Origin of the sequence: Granulicatella elegans ATCC 700633 (genome assembly GCF_000162475.2) — a bacterium.
Taxonomy (GTDB): Bacteria; Bacillota; Bacilli; order Lactobacillales; family Aerococcaceae; genus Granulicatella; species Granulicatella elegans.
This window is the reverse complement of record NZ_KI391971.1, coordinates 1,211,837-1,235,403: the sequence shown is the minus strand read 5'-3', so window position 1 is coordinate 1,235,403 and position 23,567 is coordinate 1,211,837. Positions and strand designations below refer to the sequence as shown.

Annotated in this window: 22 protein-coding genes and 1 other annotated feature; of the genes, 15 read left to right on the top strand and 7 right to left on the bottom strand. The window is 33.8% G+C overall.

What is annotated here, in order from left to right; all coding sequences use genetic code 11:
- Window positions 1-62 precede the first annotated feature (62 nt).
- From der to ileS, 9 genes are all read left to right on the top strand, one after another.
- Entirely contained in the window at window positions 63-1,376 is a 1,314-nt protein-coding gene (gene der / locus HMPREF0446_RS05860; protein WP_006702316.1) for a ribosome biogenesis GTPase Der, read from the top strand.
- A gap of 138 nt (window positions 1,377-1,514) precedes the next feature.
- The gene (locus HMPREF0446_RS05855) at window positions 1,515-1,793 is read left to right on the top strand and encodes an HU family DNA-binding protein (RefSeq protein WP_006702317.1); all 279 of its coding nucleotides are present in this window, start codon (window positions 1,515-1,517) and stop codon (window positions 1,791-1,793) included.
- A 103-nt stretch (window positions 1,794-1,896) separates the two neighbouring features.
- Complete coding sequence (locus tag HMPREF0446_RS05850; RefSeq protein ID WP_006702318.1) at window positions 1,897-3,171, top strand: tetratricopeptide repeat protein; 1,275 nt, start codon at window positions 1,897-1,899, stop codon at window positions 3,169-3,171.
- A gap of 12 nt (window positions 3,172-3,183) precedes the next feature.
- Window positions 3,184-3,711 (top strand): YpiB family protein, encoded by a 528-nt coding sequence (locus HMPREF0446_RS05845; protein ID WP_020991394.1) that lies wholly within the window; start codon window positions 3,184-3,186, stop codon window positions 3,709-3,711.
- A 19-nt stretch (window positions 3,712-3,730) separates the two neighbouring features.
- The gene (locus HMPREF0446_RS05840) at window positions 3,731-4,942 is read left to right on the top strand and encodes a CCA tRNA nucleotidyltransferase (RefSeq protein WP_006702320.1); all 1,212 of its coding nucleotides are present in this window, start codon (window positions 3,731-3,733) and stop codon (window positions 4,940-4,942) included.
- Between the two features lie 110 nt (window positions 4,943-5,052).
- Window positions 5,053-5,526: a hypothetical protein gene (locus HMPREF0446_RS05835; RefSeq protein ID WP_006702321.1), complete on the top strand. Its 474-nt coding sequence runs from the start codon at window positions 5,053-5,055 to the stop codon at window positions 5,524-5,526.
- Window positions 5,527-6,188: 662 nt separating this feature from the next.
- Entirely contained in the window at window positions 6,189-8,936 is a 2,748-nt protein-coding gene (locus HMPREF0446_RS05830; RefSeq protein ID WP_006702322.1) for an AAA family ATPase, read from the top strand.
- Window position 8,937: 1 nt separating this feature from the next.
- A complete protein-coding gene (locus tag HMPREF0446_RS05825) occupies window positions 8,938-9,693 on the top strand; it encodes a hypothetical protein (protein ID WP_006702323.1) in 756 nt (251 codons plus the stop codon).
- A 308-nt stretch (window positions 9,694-10,001) separates the two neighbouring features.
- Window positions 10,002-10,222, top strand: a binding site (T-box leader).
- A 43-nt stretch (window positions 10,223-10,265) separates the two neighbouring features.
- On the top strand, window positions 10,266-13,055 hold the full coding sequence (gene ileS, locus HMPREF0446_RS05820) for an isoleucine--tRNA ligase (protein WP_006702324.1): 2,790 nt from the start codon (window positions 10,266-10,268) through the stop codon (window positions 13,053-13,055).
- A gap of 105 nt (window positions 13,056-13,160) precedes the next feature.
- On the opposite strand, the gene HMPREF0446_RS05815 is transcribed toward ileS, so the two are convergent.
- From HMPREF0446_RS05815 to HMPREF0446_RS05800, 4 genes are read right to left on the bottom strand one after another with little or no spacing between them, the layout of a single operon-like run.
- Window positions 13,161-13,505 (bottom strand): DUF5960 family protein, encoded by a 345-nt coding sequence (locus tag HMPREF0446_RS05815; protein ID WP_006702325.1) that lies wholly within the window; start codon window positions 13,503-13,505, stop codon window positions 13,161-13,163.
- Entirely contained in the window at window positions 13,480-13,860 is a 381-nt protein-coding gene (locus HMPREF0446_RS05810) for a hypothetical protein (RefSeq protein WP_006702326.1), read from the bottom strand. The genes HMPREF0446_RS05815 and HMPREF0446_RS05810 overlap by 26 nt, the downstream gene beginning before the upstream one ends.
- Window positions 13,857-15,272, bottom strand: a complete 1,416-nt coding sequence (locus tag HMPREF0446_RS05805) for a Y-family DNA polymerase (RefSeq protein WP_006702327.1) — start codon at window positions 15,270-15,272, stop codon at window positions 13,857-13,859. Before HMPREF0446_RS05805 ends, HMPREF0446_RS05810 begins: the two co-directional genes overlap by 4 nt.
- A 9-nt stretch (window positions 15,273-15,281) precedes the next feature.
- Window positions 15,282-15,965 (bottom strand): LexA family transcriptional regulator, encoded by a 684-nt coding sequence (locus HMPREF0446_RS05800; RefSeq protein WP_006702328.1) that lies wholly within the window; start codon window positions 15,963-15,965, stop codon window positions 15,282-15,284.
- Window positions 15,966-16,100: 135 nt separating this feature from the next.
- Between HMPREF0446_RS05800 and HMPREF0446_RS05795 the strand changes: the two genes are divergently transcribed.
- Both HMPREF0446_RS05795 and HMPREF0446_RS05790 read left to right on the top strand, forming a co-directional pair.
- Window positions 16,101-17,357, top strand: a complete 1,257-nt coding sequence (locus HMPREF0446_RS05795; RefSeq protein WP_006702329.1) for a hypothetical protein — start codon at window positions 16,101-16,103, stop codon at window positions 17,355-17,357.
- A 12-nt stretch (window positions 17,358-17,369) separates the two neighbouring features.
- Complete coding sequence (locus HMPREF0446_RS05790; RefSeq protein ID WP_006702330.1) at window positions 17,370-18,074, top strand: CpXC domain-containing protein; 705 nt, start codon at window positions 17,370-17,372, stop codon at window positions 18,072-18,074.
- 106 nt (window positions 18,075-18,180) lie between these two features.
- Here HMPREF0446_RS05790 and HMPREF0446_RS05785 read toward each other — a convergent pair whose 3' ends face one another.
- From HMPREF0446_RS05785 to HMPREF0446_RS05775, 3 genes are all read right to left on the bottom strand, one after another.
- Window positions 18,181-18,687, bottom strand: coding sequence for a phosphatidylglycerophosphatase A family protein (locus HMPREF0446_RS05785; RefSeq protein ID WP_006702331.1), 507 nt, complete (start codon window positions 18,685-18,687; stop codon window positions 18,181-18,183).
- Between the two features lie 68 nt (window positions 18,688-18,755).
- On the bottom strand, window positions 18,756-19,757 hold the full coding sequence (locus tag HMPREF0446_RS05780) for an NAD(P)/FAD-dependent oxidoreductase (RefSeq protein ID WP_040507591.1): 1,002 nt from the start codon (window positions 19,755-19,757) through the stop codon (window positions 18,756-18,758).
- Window positions 19,758-19,759: 2 nt separating this feature from the next.
- Window positions 19,760-20,269: a divergent PAP2 family protein gene (locus HMPREF0446_RS05775; protein ID WP_006702333.1), complete on the bottom strand. Its 510-nt coding sequence runs from the start codon at window positions 20,267-20,269 to the stop codon at window positions 19,760-19,762.
- 152 nt (window positions 20,270-20,421) lie between these two features.
- Here HMPREF0446_RS05775 and HMPREF0446_RS05770 point away from each other — a divergent pair, with 152 nt between their 5' ends.
- From HMPREF0446_RS05770 to HMPREF0446_RS05755, 4 genes are all read left to right on the top strand, one after another.
- Window positions 20,422-21,069 (top strand): CpXC domain-containing protein, encoded by a 648-nt coding sequence (locus HMPREF0446_RS05770; protein WP_006702334.1) that lies wholly within the window; start codon window positions 20,422-20,424, stop codon window positions 21,067-21,069.
- A 94-nt stretch (window positions 21,070-21,163) separates the two neighbouring features.
- Window positions 21,164-21,757 carry a peptidylprolyl isomerase gene (locus HMPREF0446_RS05765; RefSeq protein ID WP_006702335.1) on the top strand — a complete coding sequence of 198 codons (594 nt, stop codon included), beginning with the start codon at window positions 21,164-21,166 and terminating at the stop codon, window positions 21,755-21,757.
- Between the two features lie 9 nt (window positions 21,758-21,766).
- A complete protein-coding gene (locus tag HMPREF0446_RS05760; protein WP_006702336.1) occupies window positions 21,767-22,159 on the top strand; it encodes a CvfD/Ygs/GSP13 family RNA-binding post-transcriptional regulator in 393 nt (130 codons plus the stop codon).
- 60 nt (window positions 22,160-22,219) lie between these two features.
- Window positions 22,220-23,566: a glucose-6-phosphate isomerase gene (locus HMPREF0446_RS05755; RefSeq protein ID WP_006702337.1), complete on the top strand. Its 1,347-nt coding sequence runs from the start codon at window positions 22,220-22,222 to the stop codon at window positions 23,564-23,566.
- Window position 23,567: the final 1 nt, after the last annotated feature.

Below are 23,567 nucleotides of genomic sequence, written 5' to 3'. Positions count from 1 at the left end.
TTAAATTTGGGTGAGGTTGGGAAAAACTCCCAGCCTCATTTTTTGAGAAAGGAGGAATTTTGATGTCAACACCAGTTATTGCGATTGTAGGTCGTCCAAACGTTGGTAAATCTACCATTTTCAACCGAGTTGTTGGTGAAAGAATTTCGATTGTAGAAGATATTGCTGGAGTAACGAGAGATAGAATTTATTCTGAAGGTGAATGGTTAGGACATCAATTTCATATTATTGATACAGGTGGTATTGATATTACAGATGAGCCATTCATGTCAAATATTCGTATGCAAGCTGAAATTGCAATGGAAGAAGCAGATGTGATTATTTTCTTAACAAGTGTAAAAGAAGGTGTAACATCAACGGATGAGCATATTGCAAAAATGCTTTACCGTACAAATAAACCTGTATTATTAGCTGTAAATAAGGTAGATAATCCAGAATTAAGATCAGATATATTTGATTTTTACGCATTAGGTTTTGGAGAACCATTTCCAATTTCAGGAAGTCATGGTTTAGGTCTTGGAGATTTATTAGATGCAGCTGTAAAAGCATTTCCTGAACATGATGATCAAGAAGATGATACAGATGTGATTCGTTTTAGCTTTATCGGTCGTCCGAATGTAGGAAAATCAAGTTTAGTGAATGCAATGCTAGGAGAAGAACGTGTGATTGTATCAAATGTTGCTGGTACAACTCGTGATGCGATTGATACCAGTTTTACGGATGAAGAAGGTACTATCTTTAAAATGATTGATACAGCTGGTATTCGTAAAAAAGGACGTGTTTTCGAATCTACTGAAAAGTATAGTGTTTTACGTGCATTAAGAGCTATTGAACGTAGTGACATTGTTTGTGTTGTCTTGAATGCGGAAGAAGGAATTCAAGAACAAGATAAGAAAATTGCAGGGTATGCCCATGAAGCCGGAAAAGGTGTTATCATTTTAGTGAATAAATGGGATACTTTAGAAAAAGATAATTCTACGTTTAAAGAATTCGAACAAAATATTCGTAAAGAGTTCCTATACTTATCTTATGCACCAATTTTATTCGTTTCAGCTAAAACAAAACAAAGATTGGTAAAAATTGCCCCATTATTAAAAGAAATTCATGAAGTTCGTTCTAAACGTATTTCATCATCAATTTTAAATGATGTATTAATGGATGCTATTGCAATGAATCCAACACCAACAGATAAGGGAAATCGATTGAAGATTTATTATATGACACAAGTGGCCATTCAACCACCAACATTTGTTGTTTTTGTTAATGATGTGGAATTAATGCACTTCTCATACGAACGTTTCTTAGAAAATCGAATTCGTTCAGCCTTTGGTTTCGAAGGAACACCAATTCATATGATTGTTCGACAAAGAAAATGATAAAATCGTGTATAATTCGTTGAAAGTCCGCCAATCAAATGGTATACTTGTTTAGAAATCAACAGTAAGGTTTCCAGAGTTATTGGACCACTCAATAACTACTGAATTATTTTCTTGTGTGATGGAGGTGAATCTAACATGGCAAATAAAGCAGAATTAGTAGATCGCGTAGCTAAAAAAACGCAATTGACAAAGAAAGATGTTTCAGCAGCAGTTGATGCATTATTCGAAACAATTCAAGAAGCATTACAAGCAGGTGAAAAAGTACAAGTTATCGGATTTGGTAACTTTGAAGTACGTGAACGTGCTGCTCGTAAAGGACGTAACCCTCAATCAGGTGAAGAAATCCAAATCGAAGCTAGCAAAGTTCCTGCATTCAAAGCAGGTAAAGCTTTGAAAGATGCTGTAAAAAACTAATCAGTTTATTATGACATTTTCATAGAAACTATTTCATAAAGGTGCTATATTAGAGTTAAATCAATATAGCATCTTTTTTGTTATCTATAGAAATGGAGAGAATATGAAATCAATTGTTGAACAAATTCAAAATGCTTTAGAAGAACAAGAATTAGAAAAAGTATATTCACTTTTTCATCAATTTATGAATGAAGTTACAGAAGAACAAATAGAGGAATTAATTGAGTTAGCTGCATTTAGTGCTAGTAGTGGATTTTTTGATGAAGCAAGACAGGCTTATTTATTATTAACTCAATTTGAACCTGAAGAATCCGCTTGGACGATTTTATTAGCAGAAATTTTAGTGAATCAAGGAGAGTATGATCAAGCATTATCTGTTTTATATGATATTCCTGAAGATGATCCGAATTATTCAAGTGTTTTAGTGATTTTATCAGAGTTATATAAGGCTCAAGGATATTATGATGTTGCTGAAAGAAAATTATTACTCGCAAAAGAGTTGGCTCCGGAAGAATCTATTTTAGATTTTTATTTAGGTACTTTATTGTTTGAGTCTGGTTCGTTAGAAAGAAGTGTTCAGTATTTAGAAAGATTTTTAAAAAATTCCCATGAAGAAACTGGAGAAGAAAATCGTGCAAGAGAATTATTAGTAGAAGCTTCTTTAGAAATTGGGAATACAGAACCCTTACAAGAACTAGTATCAGATGAAGGATTAGAATCAGCTTCTAATGAATTATTAATTAGTATTGCAAAGCATGATGCTCAAGAAGGAAATTATGATCATGCAGAAAAAATCTATCAAGAAGTACTCTCTCGTGATGAAGAAAATTATGAAGCCTTACTAGGAGTAAGTCATATTCAAATGTATAAGCATGAGTATTTAAAGGCTATTATGAGCTTATCCAAAATGACAGAAACTTATCCTTATGAGAAAGAGCCATTCTTTAGTTTAGGTGTGAGTTATTTATCCATTGGGCAAATGGATAAAGGACAAGAAGCGTTAAAACAAGCTTATGAATTATCCCCTGAATCATTTGAAATTATGCAAGCTTATACAGAAATATTATTATATCAAGAAGAGTTTGAAGAAGTTCAAGATATTTTAGCAAGGGAAATAGAAGAAGGTTTAGAAAATGGGCAAATTTTCTATTTAATGGCAAGAGCCAAAGAAGGTCTGGAAGAATTTGAAGAAGCACTAGAATTTTATCAAAAAGCAAGTGTGGAATTAGAAGATTCAGTAGAGTTTATTGTTGATTATGTAAGATTCCTTCGCGAAGAAGGACGAACTGTAGAAGCTAAAGAGTGGTTAGAACATGGTCAAAATCTTGAACCATTAAATGAAGATTTACAAGAATTGCAGCAATATATTGAAGCATAAGGAGTGAAGAAGATGTTTCAACCGAGTTTAGAGGATAAGAAAAATTTTATTTCATGGTTTGTATCCAATCAGGCTCTAAAAAGAAGAGAAGCATTATGGATTTTAAATTATTTATTAAATCATGAATTACTATTAAAGCAAGTTCATTTTGTAGAACGAGTAGATTGTACTCCAAAAGGAATGTGGTTTTCGACAGATAAAGCACCTGATGAATCATTTTATTTTTACAAATCTGGTGCACGTTTTAATAATCCAGAGCAAGCATTTCATGACATTCGATTGAATTGGAAAGAAGAATGTTATATTGAAATGGAATTTGAAGATGCTTACTTAACGATGGTAAAATTTGGTATACTAGAAAAGAATCCTTTTTATGAAGAAGAAAGTTCTTCTAATGAAGAAGTTCATCAAGCCTTAACAGAAATTCAATTAAGTGTGTTAAAACAAGAAATTTTAACGCAAATTGATCAAGCTTTGGAAAAAGGGAATCAAGAGTTATTTATTAAATTAACAGAACAATTGAAAGAATTAGAAAAGTAAGAGAAAGAGAGGCGAGTGAATGTCTATTCAGAAAGAACCATTATTTTTAGAAGCATTACCTGTGATGCAACAATTAGTTGATGCAGGATATGAAGCCTATTTTGTAGGTGGTTCAGTAAGAGATATGCTCCTTCATAAGCCTATTTCAGATGTAGATATTGCCACAAGTGCTACACCGCAAGAAGTTAAAGAAATCTTTTCGCATACAGTAGATGTAGGAATTGAGCATGGAACAGTAATGGTGATTCATCATAAAGAAGGTTATGAAGTTACAACCTTTCGAACAGAAGAAGGTTATGAGGATTTTAGACATCCAGATAAGGTAACTTTTGTTCGCTCGCTAGAAGAAGATTTAAAACGTCGTGATTTCACGATTAATGCATTAGCGATTGGAATTGATGACCAATTGATAGATTTTTTCGATGGAATTGGTGATTTAGAACGTCAATGTATACGTTGTGTTGGAGATGCAAAAGAACGTTTCAATGAAGATGCATTACGAATGTTTCGTGCGGTACGTTTTGTTGGTCAGTTAGGATTTCAAATTGAAGAGAATACGAAAAATGCGATTTCTCTTTTAAAAATGAATTTATCTAAAGTAGCCGTAGAACGAATGAAAGTGGAATTTGAAAAAATGATTCAAAGTTCTTATCGTAAAGATGCATTGAAATTATTTGTTGAAACGGGCTTATATCAAGCCTGTCCATTATTTGATGGAAAAGGTGAAATTCTTTTAAAATTAGCAGAATTTCCTATAAAAGAAATGAGCGTTTTACAAGCTTGGATTTTATTCGTAGATGAATTGAAATTGAGTGATAAAGAAGTGACTCATTTATTAAAATCATGGAAATCATCTAATGAACAAATTCGAGATGTATTAGTTGGATATAAAACTTATCGTGCACGAAAAGAAGAAGAATGGAATTTCTTTTTAGCTTATGATTGTTCATATGAAGTTGCCAGTGAAGTGGAGCAATTATTGATTGCCCAAAATAAGAGTACCTCCATAAAAGGCTTAGAAGCAACGTATCAGTCTTTACCGATTCGTTCAATGAATGATATTCAATTGAATGGTCATGACATTATTCGTATTTTAAAATTAGAAAAAAAAGGTCCTATTATAGGGCAGGTATTAAAAACGGTTGAAAAAATGATTTTAGAGCAAAGTATTGAAAATGATGCAGAAATTTTAGAAGCCTATGTTCTAACTCATTTTGGAAGTGGAAAGTGAATAATCATTGAAAATATTCGTGTTCAATGGTAAAATTCGAAGAGTAAAGAATAAAAAAGTGTTTTCACTGTTCATGAGGGTGAGAACATACATAAAAAGGAGAGACTTTTATGAAAAAAGTAATGTCAGGATTACGTTTTGTATTCCGTAACGGAGAAACATGGACGATTAACCGTCGTTTAATTGGAGATTTATGGATCAAACAAGTTACAACATCGTTTGGTCGTATTAATGGAAGTGAATTCCAAGAAATTCATCCATGTGAATCATTACGTATTGAAGTGTTTCCTGAAGCAGACCACGTAATGTCTGAAGACATTAACTTAGGTGGATTAGAATTAGGAATGTTCGAACGTGTTAAAAAATATAGCGATATCGAATTAATGGATATTTTATATTTAGATAGCGATCATCCAAAATCAGACGTGATTGTTTCAACAGATCGTGTATACTTCCCATATAGCCCAGTGGATGAAGATGGAAATGACAATAAATACCAAAGTTCAGCTATTGGAAAACATGGTCACTTATACATTGTAATTGACCCAGCGAAAACTGTGGAAGATATTTACCCAGAGATTTAATTACGAAGGACTTCTTGATATAGTAGTATAGGACGGAAGCAGCCACCTACGGTGTCTCATTCCTAAAATTTGAGCCAAGGTCTCAAATTTTCCTGTACTAGAATCCGATTTGGATTCTAGTACTTATACTACTATAAGAAGTCCTTCTCCATTTTTACGTAAGGAAATGAAGGTACGTATGAGAAGAGGACTTCTTGATATAGTAGTATAGGACGCCAGCAGCTTCGCGAAGCGAATCTCATGGCTAAAAATTGAGCCTTGGTCTCAATTTTTCCTTGTAAAAGTAGCCGTTTTCCGGCTACTTTTACGCATACTACTATAAGAAGTCCTTCTCCATTTTTACGTAAAGATATGAAGGTACGTGTAAGAATAGGACTCTTTGAAATAGTAGTAAAGGACGCCAGCAGACCTGCGGTCTCATGGCTAAAAATCAAGCCTAAGGTCTTGATTTTTCCTAGTAAAAGTAGCCGATTTACGGCTACTTTTACGCATACTACTATAAAGAGTCCTTCTCTATTTTTAAGGCCACTTTGGTCTTTTTTTGTTTGTACTTATTTCTAAAATACTAAATAAAAGCCTGAAAACATCTGATAATAAATTGACAATGAAGAAGAAAAACAGGTAAAATAATTATGATTGAAACAAAAAAAGAAGGTGAGTAAATGCCGACATATCAAGTAGGATATGATGATAATACATGGGATTTTAATGATGCCATAGCAGCTGCTAAAGTAGGCGATGTATTGGAAATTCAAAAAGATTATTACCTAAAATTTTCAACGGATAATCCATATGAAATTACAAAAAATCTTACTTTTTTAGGATTATTAGACGAAGAAAATGGAGAATCATACTTCACGAATAAATTTCAAGGATGTATTTCTCTTGACTGTGGAGCTTCCGTAGTATTTGAAAACATTTGGTTTACGAATGTTAACAATACTACATTAATGATTATTAACGAAAATTGTTCTGTCACATTTAAAAATTGTGTCTTTGAATGTACAGAAGATCATAATGAAAATTATTTAATTTTTGCAAAAGAGGATTCGTTTGTTACATTTGAAAATTGTAAAACACATTTTGTTAGTGATGAAAATAATCAAACTATTTTTCTAAAAAATTGTTCTGTAACGGCAAATGATTGCTTTTTCCAATGGAGAATTTCTTCGGAAGGTTCGCAATTGAAACTTACAAATACTGTTTGTGAGAACTATTCAGGAAATGCTGTTTATTTACAAAAAGATTCACGATTAGAAGCTAATAATTGCCAATTTTATGGTGGAGATATGCTGAAAGGTTATCCAATGATTTGGGTAACGAATTCTTCATTCCAATTAGATACAGGAATTATTGGTAAAGCAGATAGAGGACAAGGAATCTATTCTGAAAAGAAAAGTGGCGTAACTTTGACGGATGTAACGGTTCAATCAATGGATTTGAGAACAACAATTACTCGTTTAAATAATTGTAAAATTATGGATAACTTTGATTTAGGTCCAAATACTTATTGCTTTGCTGATGGAATAATCACATTCCAGTGTGAAAGTAAGTCAAGTATTCCATTAAGATTGTACTATTGTTCAACTATTTTTGCGAAACAACTTTTATTCGAAAAATCTCTTGAGGTGAGTATTAAAGGATTGGAATCTTCCTTAATTCATGTTCAAGAATTAATGTATGCCCAAGGTAGTTCGAGTGAATTAAATATTGATACAGATGAAGATTCTATTTTACATGCATCTGTTCGTCATACCAAAGCAATTGGAGCAGAAGGAGATGAAAATGCTCCTAAAGAATTAGACAGTTATGAAGAATTACAAAGCCTAGTTGGTTTAGAAGCTGTGAAAAAAGAAATTGATACACTAATTGGAATGGTTGATTATAATAAACAACGTGTTTTAAGAGGAGAACCACCTCAACAATTAGTATTGCATTCTATGTTTATGGGAAATCCGGGTACAGGTAAAACAACTGTTGCACGTTTAATGGGTAAAATCTTATTTGAGCGTGGAGCATTGTTTGGAGATACTTTTAAATTTGTGGAAGTTTCTGAATCAGATTTATTATCTGGATATGTGAACCAAACAACAACTCAAACATTAGCAAAATTAGAAGAAGCACGTGGAGGAGTTCTATTTATCGATGAAGCTTATTCATTAGATAAGAAGAGTACTAATGATACAGGTAAAGAAGCCATTACAACGATTCTTAAATATATGGAAGACCACAAAAATGAGATTATGATTATTTTTGCGGGATATACAAAAGAAATGGAGCAATTTTTACAAATTAATCCAGGATTGACTTCACGTGTTCCGAACCGATTAGATTTTGAAGACTATACTCCAGAACAAATTGTTCAAATGGGAATTAAAGGTCTACAAAAAAACAGCTATGAAATTGCAGATGTGGAGTACTACACACGTAAAGTGACGTTGGAATATAATCGTTCATTAGATCGTAGTAATGCGCGTTGGATTCGTAATTTTAACGAAAAAATTATTAAACAATTAATTGCTCGTGTTATTGCTGAGAAAAGCGAAGATATTTCACTCATTACAAATGCGGATATTGATGCTGTTCTTGAGATTGGTAAGTATCAAGATAATGGTACGAAGAAAGATGCTTGGGAAGAATTACATCAATTAATTGGTCTTCATAAAGTGAAAGAACAAGTAGAAGACTTTATTGCTCAAGCTGAAATGAATCGTAAACGTGAACAAGAAGGATTTGCAACTTCTGTTGCGACTTTACACTCATTATTCTTAGGAAATCCAGGTACAGGTAAAACAACGGTTGCTAGAATTGTTGCCGAATTATTGTATCAAAAAGGATTAATTGCTACGAATAAACTAATTGAAGTATCTCGTGGAGATTTAATTGGCGGATATCAAGGGCAAACAGCTATCAAAACAAGAGAACATTTACATGCAGCTCTTGGGGGAGTTTTATTTATTGATGAAGCTTATTCTTTAAAACATGGTTCTAGTGATAATTTTGGACAAGAAGCCATTGATGAAATCTTGAAATTTATGGAAGATCATCGACGTGATATGGTTGTCATTTTTGCTGGATATCATAAAGAAATGGCAGAATTTTTAGAATCTAATTCGGGATTGAAGAGTCGTGTTCCTACGACATTTGATTTTGAAGACTATAGTCCAGATGAAATTGCACAAATTGGTGAATTTATCCTACAAGGTCAAGGGTATCAATATGATGCAGAAAGTTATAGAGCAGCTGTGAAGGAAGCTTATGCTACAACTGATGACTATAGTAATGGACGTTGGATTCGTAACTTTAACCAAAAATTATTGGCACATATGTCTCGCCGTGTGACAAAAGATGAGTCGAGTGATTTTAATACGATTACAAGTGAAGATTTAGAAAAAATGAGGGAGGCATAAGATGACAGATTATGTAGCACCACCAAAAAGGAAAAAAGATTCTGATAATGATAATAAGGACTATGTAGTAGTTCCTAAAACAGATGATTACGTAGCTCCTCCAAAAAGAGATGACTATGTAGCGCCACCTAAGAAAGGTCAATCAAATTCTTCAGATTATGTTGATCCGACTTCAGCTGAATGGAGAAAGAATCTAGTCTTTCAAACCAAACCTTCTTCAGAATATCCAAAAGAGGAACCAAAACTAGATCCTCAAATCATTCCTTATTCAGGACATGGTGGCTATTTTGATACACCAAAGCAAGACTTAAGTTTTTATATAACGGGTTATTTATTGATTTCACTATTCAATTATATTACTTCTTTTAATGAGTTAGGATTATGGGGAAAAATCTTCTGGCCTATTTATGTCCTACTTTCTAACTATACTTATAGTTGGTATATTGACTATCGTCGTTTCAAAGGTGGACTTTTAGGCTGGTTCTTTACACCATATGGTGGAATTCGTGCTGGATATGCTGCTTCTGAAATCATGGATTATAGTACTGGAAAAGTTAAACGTGGACTATTTGGTAGCTATAAGATGAAAATGAAGAAAGATATTGGATCACATCTGCTTTCATTTTTAATTATTACGTTTATCGTAGAAATTATTAAGTATTTTGTAGCAATTCCAGTTGCATTTATCTCGTTATTCTTCCATAAGAGTACAGTTCGTAAATATGTAAGAGCGAGTGAAGAGGCTGTTAGAGACTAGAAATTGACTTTTTATACAGTAGCAGTAGGACGCCAGCAGCTTTGCTTTGCAAATCTCATGGCTAAATTTCGAGCCTAGGGTCTCGAAATTTCCAATCATAAAAGCCATTATTTTGGCTTTTATGATTGTGCTACTGTAAAAAGTCATTTCTATTTGACGTGTATTTACGAGAGTTCGTAAAAGAACTTTGACTTTTTAAACTGTGGCAAAGAACGCTAGCAGTTTCGTTTTGCGAATTTCATGATTTCTGCTACTATAAAAGGTTAATGGATAGTACTTGCAATTTTTAGAAAAATAGCGTATTATTTTGATATTCATGGACGAGAACGTTCTATTTTTGATACAATTAGCGAGCTAATGATTGGTGGAAGTTTAGCATGTCCCTCAAAGGTAGAAAATCATCTCTGAGATATATTTCCGAAATAATAGTAAGAAATATCGCCTAAATAGCGTTAACAATTTACCAAGTTGAAAAGTACTGAATACTTTTCAAGAATTTGGGTGGTACCGCGAAACTTTCGCCCCTGCTTTTGCAGGGGATTTTTTATTTTATAGACAAAGGAGGAAATGCAATGAAAATGAAAGAAACATTGCAAATTGGAAAAACAGAATTTCCAATGCGTGGGAATTTACCTACAAAAGAATTAGATTATCAACAAGAATGGGAAGAAGCAAACCTTTATGCGCAACGTCAGTTAAAAAATGAAGGTAAACCTTCTTTCGTATTACATGATGGCCCTCCATATGCCAATGGGGATGTTCATATGGGACATGCGTTAAATAAAATTTCAAAAGACTTTATCGTACGTAGTAAATCAATGAGTGGATTCCGTGCTCCATTTGTTCCTGGTTGGGATACTCATGGTTTACCAATTGAACAAGCTTTAGCAAATGCTGAAGGTGTTGATCGCAAAAAAATGTCAGTAGCAGAATTCCGTAAATTATGTGCAGAATATGCTTGGCGTCAAATCGACAATCAAAGAACAGTGTTCAAACGTTTAGGTGTAACTGGTACATGGGATAATCCATATGTAACATTAAAACCTGAATTCGAAGCAGAACAAATTCGTGTATTTGGTAAAATGGCTGAAAACGGCTATATTTATAAAGGATTAAAACCAATTTACTGGTCTCCATCAAGTGAATCTTCATTAGCTGAAGCAGAAATCGAATATAAAGATGTAGAAAGTGCTTCTATTTACGTAGCATTCAAAGTAAAAGATGGAAAAGGCTTATTGGGTGAAGATACTTCATTTGTGATTTGGACAACAACTCCTTGGACACTTCCTGCAAACTTAGGAATTTTCGTTCATCCTGATTATGTCTATGCACAAGTAAAAACTTCTGCTGGAACATTCGTTGTTGCTAAAGATTTAGTAGAATCATTAACAGCTACATTAGGTTGGGAAAATGTTGAAATTTTACAAGAATTCCCTGGTAGTGCGTTAGAATATATGACAGCTTGGCATCCATTCTATGAACGTGAATCATTAGTGATGAATGGGGACTATGTAACATTAGATGCGGGTACTGGTTTAGTTCATACAGCTCCTGGACACGGGGAAGACGACTTCTATTATTCACGTAAATATAATTTAGCAGTATTATCTCCAGTAGATAGCCAAGGTTGTTATACAGATGAAGCACCTGGATTTGAAGGAATGTTCTATGCAGATGCGAATAAAGTTATTACAGACTTATTAACTGAAAAAGGTGCATTATTAAACTTAAGTTATTTTGTACACAGTTACCCACATGACTGGCGTACGAAAAAACCAGTTATTTTCCGTGCGACACCTCAATGGTTTGCTTCAATTGATGCCTTCCGTCAAGAAATCTTAGATGTGATTGAAAATGACGTTAAATGGTATCACCCTTCAGGTCAAGTTCGTATTTATAACATGGTTCGTGATCGTGGTGACTGGGTAATTTCTCGTCAACGTGTATGGGGAGTTCCATTACCTGTATTTTATGCTGAAAATGGTGAACCAATTATTACACCAGAAACAACAGAACATGTTGCTCAAATTTTTGAAAAACATGGTTCAGATGTATGGTTTGAATGGGATGCGAAAGATTTATTACCAGAAGGCTTCACTCATCCAGATTCTCCAAATGGTATCTTTACAAAAGAATTAGATATCATGGATGTTTGGTTCGACTCAGGTAGTTCTCATGCTGGAGTTTTAGGAACTCGTGAAGAATTATCATTCCCAGCTGATATGTATTTAGAAGGTAGTGACCAATACCGTGGTTGGTTTAACTCAAGTTTAACAACAAGTGTTGCGATTCATCACCAAGCTCCATATAAATCAGTTCTTTCTCAAGGTTTCGTAATGGATGGAGAAGGGAAGAAAATGAGTAAATCATTAGGAAATGTTATTTCTCCAGCTAAAGAAATGAAGACTAAAGGGGCAGATATTATTCGTTTATGGGTAAGTTCTGTGGACTATGAGTCAGACGTTCGTATTAGTGATGATATCTTAAACCAAGTTTCAGAAGTTTACCGTAAAATCCGTAATACAATGAGATTTATGTTAGCTAATACAACTGATTTTGATCCTAAAGCTCACGCAGTAGCGTTTGAAGATTTACGTACAGTGGATCAATATATGTTAGTACGCTTCAATCAATTAGTAGATAGTATTCGTAAAGCATATGATAACTATCAATTCTCAACAGTATACCAAGGGGTTATTAACTTCTGTACTGTTGACTTATCACAATTCTATTTAGACTTTGCTAAAGATGTTGTGTATATTGATCAAGAAAATGGCTTTGAACGTCGTGCAATGCAAACAGTATTGTATGATATCTTAGTGAAATTAACAAAATTATTGAGTCCAATTTTAGTGCATACAACAGAAGAAGTATGGAAATACTTGAAAGAAGAGGAAGCTTATGTTCAATTAGCAGAATTCCCTGAAGTAACTCATTATGAAGGTGAAGAAGCTATTTTAGCTCGTTGGGCTGAATTCTTTAAAGTTCGTAATACAGCTCTTAAAGCATTAGAAGAAGCTCGTAATGAAAAATTAATTGGTAAAAACTTTGAAGCAAAAGTGACATTATATCCAACTCAAGAAGTGGCTGATTTATTAGACAGCTTACAAACAGATGTTGCTCAATTATTCATTGTTAGTCAATTAGAAGTTGCGCCAGTAGGAACTGCAGCTCCTGAAAATGCTGTTCAAGGTGAAGGTGTTTCAGTGGTTGTTGAACATGCACAAGGTGAAACTTGTCAACGTTGTCGTGCGGTGAAAGTAGAAGTAGGAACATTAGAAGATGCTCCAACATTATGTCATCGTTGTGCGACAATTGTGCGTGAATTTTATCCAGAAGCGCTTAATGGCGAAGAAGAATAATAAGTTTTAAATGACTTCCTGTTATAGTAGCAGGCGGACGGCAGCAAACCTATGGTTTCATGCCTAGAGCTACTATGGTTCGTCTATTATAAAAACAGCTCTTTCCTAATTAGGAGAGAGCTGTTTTTGTTGTTGTGAAAGATACTGTTGTTTTAATTGTTCTAGTGAATGAGTAACGCAACGATAGCGATAGAGTCGAATCGATGGTTGAGTTGCTTCTTTTTCAATTGTAAAGAGAAAATAATGATCCTGATGATCCAATGCATTTTTCTTATTCAACTTAAAATAAGGACGATTTGATTTTGCCATGGATAATAATACATCATCAATTAAAAAAGTCAGAGGAATCGTTAGAGAAGAATAGCGATAAAAATCTTCTTCAAAACGAAGGTACTCTTCACTAAAATAATTCATTTGCAGTTCATTACGATAATAATCTTGTTGATTCATCCTGTTCCTCCTCTACTTGTTGAATAGAGACAATATTTTCAATAAAAATTCTTTGATAGCCATTACAGAGTTTTAATAAACATTCTGTAGCAGTGAGATTTTCTAATGTGCCTGTATAGTGCAACAGTTGCTTGTTTTCAAGAATAGAAATATGAGCTTTTAAAGAATATAACTGTAATTGCCCTAATAATAAATATTTTTCTTCTAAACTGAGTTGTGAATGAGTAGGGATAGGGATTGCATCATCTTCTAATGCGCTTGTATGTTCAGAAAGGAAAAATCCCATCCACTTTGCCATTTTTCGATCTTGATATAAGCGAGCAGAACGAAAGGGTAAATAAGAACGATCAATCATTTTAATCCCTCCAATCCTCCAGCAGAATGTCCTCCAATGAGTTTGCTACGAGCAATATTTCTCGAACTTTCTAATAGAGAAGTTCCTTTTTGAATCGATAAAAATCCAAATTCATCTCGAATGCCATCAATGGCTTGTTGTAATTTTTCCTCTTTTTCCATGAGGATGGGATCATCGAATAATGAAATGATAGAATATTTATCATCCACTAAGTCACTATAGCGTACTCCAATTTGGCGGACAGCACCGCTATGATATTTTTTGCGAAATAATTGTAAGACAGCCTTTGTTAAGATGGCTGTTTGATTACTTGGTTCAATAGCTTCTTGGCAATGAAGCGAGGATTTCATTTCATATTTTGAAAAACCAATATAAATAGAAATGAGTTTTGTTTTTTTATGTCGTCTTCTTAAGCGAATGGCTACTTGTTCCACCATTTCTGATAAGACAACTTCTACATCTTCTTGATGAATATAATCTCGTGGTAAAATCTGCGAATTACCAATTCCTTTTGATTGTACTTTATACGGTTGATGGATATTACTTTCGTCAACCCCATTGGCATGAAACCAAAGCTGGACTCCTATGATGCCAAATTCTTTTTGTAAATCATCCGGATTACTCTTAGCTAATTCACGAATATTATGAATGCCTAGTTTATGTAATCTTTTTTCAGTTCTACTGCCAATTCCCCAGAAATCGGTTAAGGAAGGAATCGCCCATACCTTTGTTTCCACATCTTCATAGGACCAGTTTGCTCGCATTGTTTTTGTTTTTTTAGCTTCATTATCGAGAGCTAGTTTAGCAAGAAGGGGATTTGCATTGCTCATTCCAACAGTTGAGATAATTCCTGTTTTTCTCCATATTTCTTGTTGGATTTTGGAAGAAAGAACATCTAATTTTTCCTTTTTAGTGAATTGATGATGCGAGATAAAATAATTCAAGGAAGAAGTTAAATCAATAAAAGCTTCATCAATGGAATAAGGAAGAATATCTGTCGGTGCAGCAAATCTTTGAAAAATCTTTTGAATTTCCATATTTTTTTCAATGTAGCGATCCATTCTTGGGGGTACAATTAATGTTTTTTGCGCCCAATTTTCTACATAACGTATAAAATTTTGATTGATGGGTAAACTTTGTCTTTTTGCAGCAGCTAGATTGAATTTTCTTGTTTGAATATGAAAAGGTAAATCATAAGAGCGACTGACATTTGCTTTTCCAAAAATTTTCTTAAAAATAGGGGAAGAAGCAAGAATCAGTCCATTAGCATTATCTGCACGACTCATGACACAAAGGCAAGTTGTTAATGGATTCAATCCACGGTCTACACACTCCACACTAGCATAGAATGATTTCATATCAATAAAGGCAATATCACTATGTGGTTCTCTTGCATAATCAATAACGGTCATTTTGAACCTCTAGGAAGCAGATACCGGCATAAAGTGATTCACGACGAGTCCAACTACTTGTGGATTTTCTTCATAAGGAATGAATTGCTCTGAGTAATTCGGATTTAAAGAAACCATTCTAAAGCCTTGTTCGTCTCGATATAATTTCTTAATATAAACGGCCTCGTTCCATGTTAGGGCATAGACTGCTCCATCATAGTCAAATCCATTAGCTTGAATAAGAGCGACTTCACCATTTTGATAAGCGGGACTCATCGAATCTCCTTGAATCCATGCAGCAATATCATACCCTCGTTGCTCTGTTGGAGAGTAGACAATTTCTGTTTCATATTCATCAAAAATTCCTTTTCCTAATCCGGCAGAAAGTTTTACTTCTGCTAATACGGTAATCGGATAGAGCGTTTTTTGACTTTGTTGCTGATGAAGCAATTGCTCTACATAGTGTTCTGCTTTTTTTTGATTATTCGAATGCAGTTGTAAATAGTTTGTCACAATGGTATATTCCGATTCAAAATAACTGGCTTCTACATTGAAAATGTCTGCTAATGCGATTAAATTTTTTTGATTTGGAATGGTTTTTCCATTTTCCCAATGATGGTAAGCTACTCGACTAATTTCTAGTTGTTTGGCGATAAAAGATTGAGAATACCCTTGTTGAGTACGGATTTCTTTTAGCCGATTTGCTGAAAACATGATACACCTCCGTTGTTAATTTATAACTTAACAACAGTTTATCATATGAAATGTGAGATGGCAATATCCACCTATATTAATAGCGAATAAAATTGAAAAATGATAAGATACAAGAGAAGAACAGGGAGGAATTATATGAGAAATAAAGTTCGTTTTAAAGAAAAATTATTTCTAGGTACAACTTTGTCATTTGAGTTTGATGGAAGTACGATTGGAAAAGAAGCTACTCCTAATCAATGGGTGCATGGAAAATGTTCGATTGAAAATGCTTTTGTATCTTTAAAAGTTAATGGAGAATTTCTCCGTGTAAGAGAAGTGGATCAATGGATTGAATCTTTAAGAAAAATGAAAGAAAATGAAGGAACAGAACCTTGGCATTTATCATTTGAAGAAGAGGATATTGCTTTATATTTTTCTCCTAAAGAATATGAATCAGATGTCTGCTTATTAGGAATTCGATTGCGTCCTTTTATCAAAGGTGGAAGATATTTAACAGAATATTATGAGATTAGTTTATTTGAAGAAGAAATTTTTAAATTATTAGACTTCTTAGAATCTTGCCGTGAATTCAGTGTTGCCTCAAAAGAAAAAGTTGAGCCGACTTATCAAGATGGAGAATATAAATATTGCCGTGTAAGCTTTGAAGGCAGTCGAAAACAATATGTATATTTATGTCATAAAAATCTAGAAGTAGAAGTGGGCGATTATGTAACAGTTCCGGTTGGAGAATATTTCCAAGAAGTGGAAGCTTTCGTTGAAAAAGTCTTTTATGGAGATGAAGAGGCAGCTGATTTTCCAATAGAAGAATTGAAATATATCACAAATGTTGTTTCTTCCCAACAAGAAGCTGTGAGCGAGTATCAGTTATCCATTCCAAGAGAACAGATTATTTATAATTCTAGAGAAAATGAATTAAGAGAAAAAACAATTTTCGGAAGCAAAAATAAAACGGTCAATCCTGTGCATATTTTAAAAACAACGATTGGGGAATTTTGGCTGGAAGCAGATGGAGAAGTCATTCCAATGCATTACGAATTTACGAAATTAAGAGTATGGAAAGAAAATTTAGTCAATGGTTCGTATCGTTTAAGACCAGCTCAATTAGAGGAGTTAGCAGGCAAAACGGTTGTATTAAAAACTTCGATGGATTTCGAGGAAATGCGCTATATTAAATCTTATGAGGGAATTGATTTATTAGGAGCACAGTGGCAGTGGAATCAGCTAGCAGTTGGAATGTGGGCTGAAAAGGTAGATCCAGAACACTATGAGATTGAAGTGGATTCGAATGGTGTCGTTTACTATCCACCAGCAGCGAAGAAGGCTTCCTTTGGAGTAGCATGGAAAACTTATGTGGACGATGAAGATGCTACGATTTGGATGAATATAGAGTAAATAGGTGAAGAGATGACAGAAAAATTATTTGTAGATAGAGAGATTAGATGTTTGCATTGTAGACGACATTTTGGGATACGTGAATATCAAAAAATCGAATTACCAAGACAACGGGAATTGATTCCTTATCTTTTGGATGCGTCTATTTTTGAATTTGAATGTCCCTATTGTCGAGAAGAATATACTGTGTTAAAAGATCAAGAGGAAATTGTGATCGATAATCAGGAAAAGAAATATCGTATTTATTATAGTGACAATGAATATGATAATGGTGTTAAACTCATGCAAGTGTCACATGGATTAGGAATTACATCAGAAGAAGAAAAAGATTTTGTTCTTGAAGTTCGTGCATTAGATGAAGAGGGTTACCGTATTCGTTTTGAACCGAACTATAGTTCAGCAGTGGAAAAGATGGTCATTTTTGAAGCGGGTTTAAATGATGTAGCAGTCGAATTGCTGAAATCATATATGGAGCTTGAGTATGATTTTGATAAAGAATTTGATTATTTAGTATTTATAGATGATCAAGACAGAGCTTTTGTTGGTGTACAAGATGGTCGTCCTGTATTTGCAGTAGAATTTGATGAAGAGGAATATGAGGCGATTTTAGAAGCTTTTGCTGAAGAGTGTGAATGTATACAGTATGAAGTTGATACTTATGAAATTAAGAAAATTATGAAAAAGCGTCTCGAAGAATTGGAGGAAGACGAAAACTAGGCTTCGCTGAGGTTGCAAAAGGACGGCAAGGAAATTGTAATATCGATTTCCTTGCCGTCCTTGCTACTTTAAAAAAGTTTATTTTATTTAATGTTATGTTACCTAATTAATCCAATTCTGCTCCTTGGTATTCTGGATATCCGTGGGCTACACGACTTGCTGCTGCTGCTGCGATAGCACCTACAATATCATCTAAGAAAGTGTGGCAGTAGCCACTTGATTTATCATTTAATAATTCTAAAATTCCTGGTTTTACTTTATCGATATAACCATAGTTTGTAAATCCGATAGAACCATATACATTTACGATAGATAAAGCAAGAATTTCGTCTACACCATATAAACCTTCATCTTTTGTAAGAATATCATTTAATGGTTGAGATAGTTGATTTTTTTCTGCTAATTTATCTAACTCAATTCCTGTAATAATAGCGTTTTGTACTTCACGTTTTTTTAGAACAAATTCAACATTATTGTAGCAGTGTTCAAGCGTTAAATTAGGAAAATATGGTTCTTGTAAGAAATGAACTAATTTTGCAATTTCTTCTAACTCAACTCCACGTTCGTGAAGAAGTGATAGTGCATATTCATGTAATTCTTTTGTATTTTTCATAAAAAACTCTCCTTCCACGTTTCCAGAATTTAAAAGTGGAAACGAATACATCATTATATCATATATTATTAGAAAAGAGAAGAACTATGAATGGTTTGGATTCTTTTCTCAGGATGAATGTATGCCATTGCTTGGTTAACAGCAATCGGAGCTTCACCAAATCCTGTTGCGATAATTTGCACTTTTCCTTCGTATGTGGCAATATCACCAACGGCAAATATACCTGGAAGATTTGTTTCCATTTTGCTATTTGTGATAATCGCATTTCTTTGAAGTTCAAATCCCCAATCTTTAATGGATCCAATAGAAGAGGAAATGCCATAGCTGACAATGAAGTCATCTACTTCTAATTCAATTTCTTCTTCTCCACGAGCTTGTTTGAATGTAACAGATTGAAGCGTATTTCCATTTCCATTTAAACGTTCTGGAATGAATGGTGTAAAGATTTCAACGGAAGAATTTTGAAGTAATTCAACACTATGTTCGTGTGCTCTGAATTGTGGACGACGGTGAATGATGCTAACTTTTTTGGCGATATTTTCTAACGCTAATGCCCAGTCAACTGCAGAATCTCCACCACCACAAATGGCAATGTTTTTATCTCTAAATTGTTCTAAATTAGTCACGAAGTAGTGCAGTTGATGATTTTCATAATTTTCTGCACCTTCTAATTCTAATTTACGAGGACGGAAAGCTCCGTTCCCACATGCAATAATAATCGTTCTTGCAAAGTGTTTTTGTTTAGAAGTTGTAATTTCATAGTAGTCTTCGTGCTTTTCAATTTGAAGAGCTTCTTCTTCTAAGCAAATTTGTGTAGCTTCAAATCTATCTAATTGCTTGATTAAGTTTTCTACTAAATCTCCAGCTAAAATTTCAGGATAAGCAGGAATATCGTACACCATTTTTTCAGGATATAACATTCCAGGTTGTCCTCCAAGTTGAGGAAGGCTTTCGATAATTTTTACGCTTGCTTGACGAAGTCCTGCATAAAAAGCAGTAAATAATCCAACGGGTCCGCCACCAATAATGGCAATATCTACGATTTCTGTTGTTGTCATTTCATTCTCCATTCTTAGAAATATAAGAAGCGTAGTAGGAGAGCAATCACAATTCCTGTCATTGCACCACCAAATACTTCTACTGGTTTATGTCCAAGATATTTCTTAATAATTAATTTTTTATTTTCTTCTGTATTAAATAATTGAATCGGTTCATCATCATCAATTTCAATTTCTGATAATTTTGTAGATTCATCTCTTAATTGTTCTTCAAATAATTGTGATAATAAAATTCCTTGTTCACCACTTTGACGTCTAACCGCCATCGCATCAAACATGACAATCACACCAAATGTTGTGGCAATTGCTACAAGTGGAGAAGCAAATCCATATTCCAATCCAAGAGCTGTAATGAGTGAAGTAACGGCAGCAGAGTGAGAACTCGGCATTCCACCCGTACTTGTCATAAGGGATAAATGTGCTCCTTTTTTTCGAGTGAAAAAGGCAATTGGAAATTTAACAAATTGTGCAAATAATATTGATGATAATGCTGCTATTAAAGGATAATTTTCAAAAATAGTCATATATATACACTCTTTCCTAATTAGTCCTTTATACTATACCATATTCTCAAACGTTATACCAAATAAGGAAAGAAAAAACAGTAAATAAAAGGGGAAAGTTTTTGACGAGCGTGGTATACTAGGCACAGTAGAATTCGAAAGAAGGTATATTCATGACAGAAGTCAATCAAGTCCCAATTCACTGTGAAACATGTCAAAAGTCTTTTGACTATACGATTTATCAAAATGTAAATGTGACTGAAACTCCAGAGTTAAAAGAAAAATTAATCAATCAAACAGTATTTCAATGTACTTGTCCACATTGTGGGCAAAAATACTTTATTCCATATATTTTGAATTACCAAGATATGGATAAGAAAATTTTGATTCATTTCTATCCGAAGGAAGAAGAAATGCAAAAAGAATTACAACAAGTATTAATTGATGATCAAACAACGAATCAAGATTTCTTAGATAGTGGATATGCTGTTCGTTATGTGGGAAGTTGTGATGAATTTTTTGAAAAGTTATGCATTGCGGAAGAAGGTTACGACGATCGTATTATTGAAATTGTAAAATATTACTGTGTCGATCGAATGTTGCAAAAAAATATTGTATTTGATCGTATTCTTTTTAGTAATCAACAAGAAGCAGGAGTAGGAATTTATATTGTAAATGGAAAGAAAATTTCTCATTTTATTCCAGTTTCAGAAGAACTGTTAAAAATTGCAGAAAAGCAATTAGAAAAAGCAAAGCCAGAGAAAGATTTATTAGTGGATCGCTATTGGGCACAAATTGTTGCTTCTGTCGGAGATGAGTAGGTTGAAACTTCGTCCATAAATTGATAAAAAAGGCATTTTATGGTTTAATTGAAGCAGTATAAAACTTAGAAAAGAAGGGAAGAATAAGGGGAAAATGGTTATATTTCCACAATTAAGAAGACAATTAAAAGGAAACCCTGTTGTAATTTTACATACAAATATGGGGGATATTACTTTAGAATTATTTAAAAAGCGTGCACCGAAGACAGTTAAAAACTTTGTGACACATGCGAAAAATGGTTACTACGATGGAGTGATTTTCCATCGTGTTATTGAAGATTTTATGATTCAAGGTGGAGACCCAACTGGTACTGGTATGGGTGGAGAATCGATTTGGGGACCAAAATTTGAAGATGAATTTTCAAAAGAATTATTTAATCTTTACGGAGCTCTTTCAATGGCAAATGCTGGACCAAATACAAATGGTTCACAATTTTTCATCGTAACAGCAAAACATGTTCCTGCTCAAATGTTAACGCAATTAAAAGAGATGGGATGGCCAGAAAAAATTGTTGAAGCTTATGCAAAAGATGGTGGAACACCATGGTTAGATCATCGTCATACTGTTTTTGGTCGTGTTGTTGAAGGAATGGACGTTGTATTAAAAATTGAATCCGTTAAACGCAATGGTCAAGACCGTCCATTAGAAGATGTTGTGATTGAATCAACGACAGTAGTGAAAAGGTAGGGGTTGAACATGACACAGACGTATCGCATTGGAGATGTGATTACTGCTAAAGTGACAGGAGTTCAGCCTTATGGAATTTTTCTAGCATTGGATGAAGAAACACAAGGATTAATTCATATTTCTGAATGTAAGCATGGATATATGGATAATGTGCATAATTTTGTAAAAATTGGAGAAGAAGTAACTGCAAAAGTAATTGATGTAGATGAATTTACCGATAAAATTAGTTTATCAATTCGTGCATTAGAAAAATTAGATGTACCTTCTACACCAACGAGAATTAAGCGAAATAAGAAACGCTTTACTCCTCCAATTGGATTTTCATCTTTAGCGCATCAATTGCCGTATTGGATTGAAGAGGCGCAAGAAAAATTTGTAAAACCAAAAGAAAACAAAGCTTAGTAGTATTCATTTTATAGAAAAATTGATATAATAGAAGAAGAAATTTTTAGGAGGTTCATTATGGGACATATTTCATTTGATTATTCCAAAGCATTAGGTTTCTTTAATCAAGAAGAAATCAATCAATTACAATCAACTGTAACAGCAGTTGACAAAGATTTAAGAGAGGGATTAGGAGCAGGTGCAGATTTCACTGGTTGGATTAACTTACCTCGTGATTATGATAAAGAAGAATTTGCTCGTATCAAAGAAGCAGCTAAAAAAATTCAAGAAGATTCTGAAGTATTAGTTGTTATTGGTATTGGTGGTTCATATTTAGGAGCTCGTGCAGCAATTGATTTCTTAAATCATGCATTCTACAACTATTTACCAGCAGAACAACGTAAAACACCTCAAGTGTTATTTGCAGGAAACAGCATTAGCTCAACTTACTTACATGGTTTAATTGAGTTAATTGGAGACCGTGATTTTTCAGTAAACGTAATTTCTAAATCAGGTACAACTACAGAACCAGCGATTGCGTTCCGTGTATTTAAAGATTTATTAATTAAAAAATATGGTAAAGAAGAAGCGGTTAAACGTATTTATGCAACAACTGACCGTGCTCGTGGAGCATTAAAATCAGAAGCAGATGTTGAAGGTTATCAAACATTTGTTATTCCAGATGATGTAGGTGGACGTTTCACTGTATTAACAGCTGTAGGTTTATTACCAATTGCTGTAACTGGTGCAGATGTAGATGCGTTAATGCAAGGGGCTGAAGATGCTCGTGTGGCTTATAGCTCACCAAACTTAAAAGAAAATGAAGCTTATCAATATGCGGTAGCTAGAAATGTGTTATATCGTAAAGGTAAAGTGACTGAATTATTAATTAATTATGAGCCAACTTTACAATACTTCTCTGAATGGTGGAAACAATTATTCGGTGAATCTGAAGGGAAAGACTTGAAAGGTATTTATCCTTCAAGTGCGAACTTCTCAACTGATTTACACTCATTAGGTCAATATATTCAAGAAGGTCAACGTAATATCTTCGAAACGGTTATTAAAGTGGGTACTCCTAATGAAACTGTAACAATTCCTGAAACTGAGGAAGATTTAGATGGTTTAGGTTATTTACAAGGTAAAACAATGGATTTTGTAAATACAAAAGCTTTCCAAGGTACTTTATTAGCGCATACGGATGGCCAAGTTCCAAACTTTGTTGTAACAATTCCTGATATGTCAGCTTATACTTTAGGTCATTTAATTTACTTCTTCGAAATCGCTGTAGGTATTTCTGGTTACTTAAATGGTGTGAATCCATTTGATCAACCTGGTGTTGAAGCGTATAAGAAAAATATGTTTGCTTTATTAGGTAAACCAGGATTTGAAGAACTAGCAGAAGAGTTGAACAATCGTTTATAGA

What these genes read in the sequence shown, in the direction of transcription:
- HMPREF0446_RS05835 (WP_006702321.1), top strand. Translation starts at nt 5,053, where the DNA reads ATGAAAAAAGTAATGTCAGGATTACGTTTTGTATTCCGTAACGGAGAA.
- HMPREF0446_RS05765 (WP_006702335.1), top strand. Translation starts at nt 21,164, where the DNA reads ATGGTTATATTTCCACAATTAAGAAGACAATTAAAAGGAAACCCTGTT.
- HMPREF0446_RS05755 (WP_006702337.1), top strand. Translation starts at nt 22,220, where the DNA reads ATGGGACATATTTCATTTGATTATTCCAAAGCATTAGGTTTCTTTAAT.
- HMPREF0446_RS05830 (WP_006702322.1), top strand. Translation starts at nt 6,189, where the DNA reads ATGCCGACATATCAAGTAGGATATGATGATAATACATGGGATTTTAAT.
- HMPREF0446_RS05840 (WP_006702320.1), top strand. Translation starts at nt 3,731, where the DNA reads ATGTCTATTCAGAAAGAACCATTATTTTTAGAAGCATTACCTGTGATG.
- HMPREF0446_RS05790 (WP_006702330.1), top strand. Translation starts at nt 17,370, where the DNA reads ATGACAGAAAAATTATTTGTAGATAGAGAGATTAGATGTTTGCATTGT.
- HMPREF0446_RS05810 (WP_006702326.1), bottom strand. Translation starts at nt 13,860, where the DNA reads ATGATTGATCGTTCTTATTTACCCTTTCGTTCTGCTCGCTTATATCAA.
- HMPREF0446_RS05775 (WP_006702333.1), bottom strand. Translation starts at nt 20,269, where the DNA reads ATGACTATTTTTGAAAATTATCCTTTAATAGCAGCATTATCATCAATA.
- HMPREF0446_RS05850 (WP_006702318.1), top strand. Translation starts at nt 1,897, where the DNA reads ATGAAATCAATTGTTGAACAAATTCAAAATGCTTTAGAAGAACAAGAA.
- HMPREF0446_RS05825 (WP_006702323.1), top strand. Translation starts at nt 8,938, where the DNA reads ATGACAGATTATGTAGCACCACCAAAAAGGAAAAAAGATTCTGATAAT.
- ileS (WP_006702324.1), top strand. Translation starts at nt 10,266, where the DNA reads ATGAAAATGAAAGAAACATTGCAAATTGGAAAAACAGAATTTCCAATG.
- der (WP_006702316.1), top strand. Translation starts at nt 63, where the DNA reads ATGTCAACACCAGTTATTGCGATTGTAGGTCGTCCAAACGTTGGTAAA.
- HMPREF0446_RS05845 (WP_020991394.1), top strand. Translation starts at nt 3,184, where the DNA reads ATGTTTCAACCGAGTTTAGAGGATAAGAAAAATTTTATTTCATGGTTT.
- HMPREF0446_RS05805 (WP_006702327.1), bottom strand. Translation starts at nt 15,272, where the DNA reads ATGACCGTTATTGATTATGCAAGAGAACCACATAGTGATATTGCCTTT.
- HMPREF0446_RS05855 (WP_006702317.1), top strand. Translation starts at nt 1,515, where the DNA reads ATGGCAAATAAAGCAGAATTAGTAGATCGCGTAGCTAAAAAAACGCAA.
- HMPREF0446_RS05800 (WP_006702328.1), bottom strand. Translation starts at nt 15,965, where the DNA reads ATGTTTTCAGCAAATCGGCTAAAAGAAATCCGTACTCAACAAGGGTAT.
- HMPREF0446_RS05770 (WP_006702334.1), top strand. Translation starts at nt 20,422, where the DNA reads ATGACAGAAGTCAATCAAGTCCCAATTCACTGTGAAACATGTCAAAAG.
- HMPREF0446_RS05780 (WP_040507591.1), bottom strand. Translation starts at nt 19,757, where the DNA reads ATGGAGAATGAAATGACAACAACAGAAATCGTAGATATTGCCATTATT.
- HMPREF0446_RS05785 (WP_006702331.1), bottom strand. Translation starts at nt 18,687, where the DNA reads ATGAAAAATACAAAAGAATTACATGAATATGCACTATCACTTCTTCAC.
- HMPREF0446_RS05795 (WP_006702329.1), top strand. Translation starts at nt 16,101, where the DNA reads ATGAGAAATAAAGTTCGTTTTAAAGAAAAATTATTTCTAGGTACAACT.
- HMPREF0446_RS05815 (WP_006702325.1), bottom strand. Translation starts at nt 13,505, where the DNA reads ATGAATCAACAAGATTATTATCGTAATGAACTGCAAATGAATTATTTT.
- HMPREF0446_RS05760 (WP_006702336.1), top strand. Translation starts at nt 21,767, where the DNA reads ATGACACAGACGTATCGCATTGGAGATGTGATTACTGCTAAAGTGACA.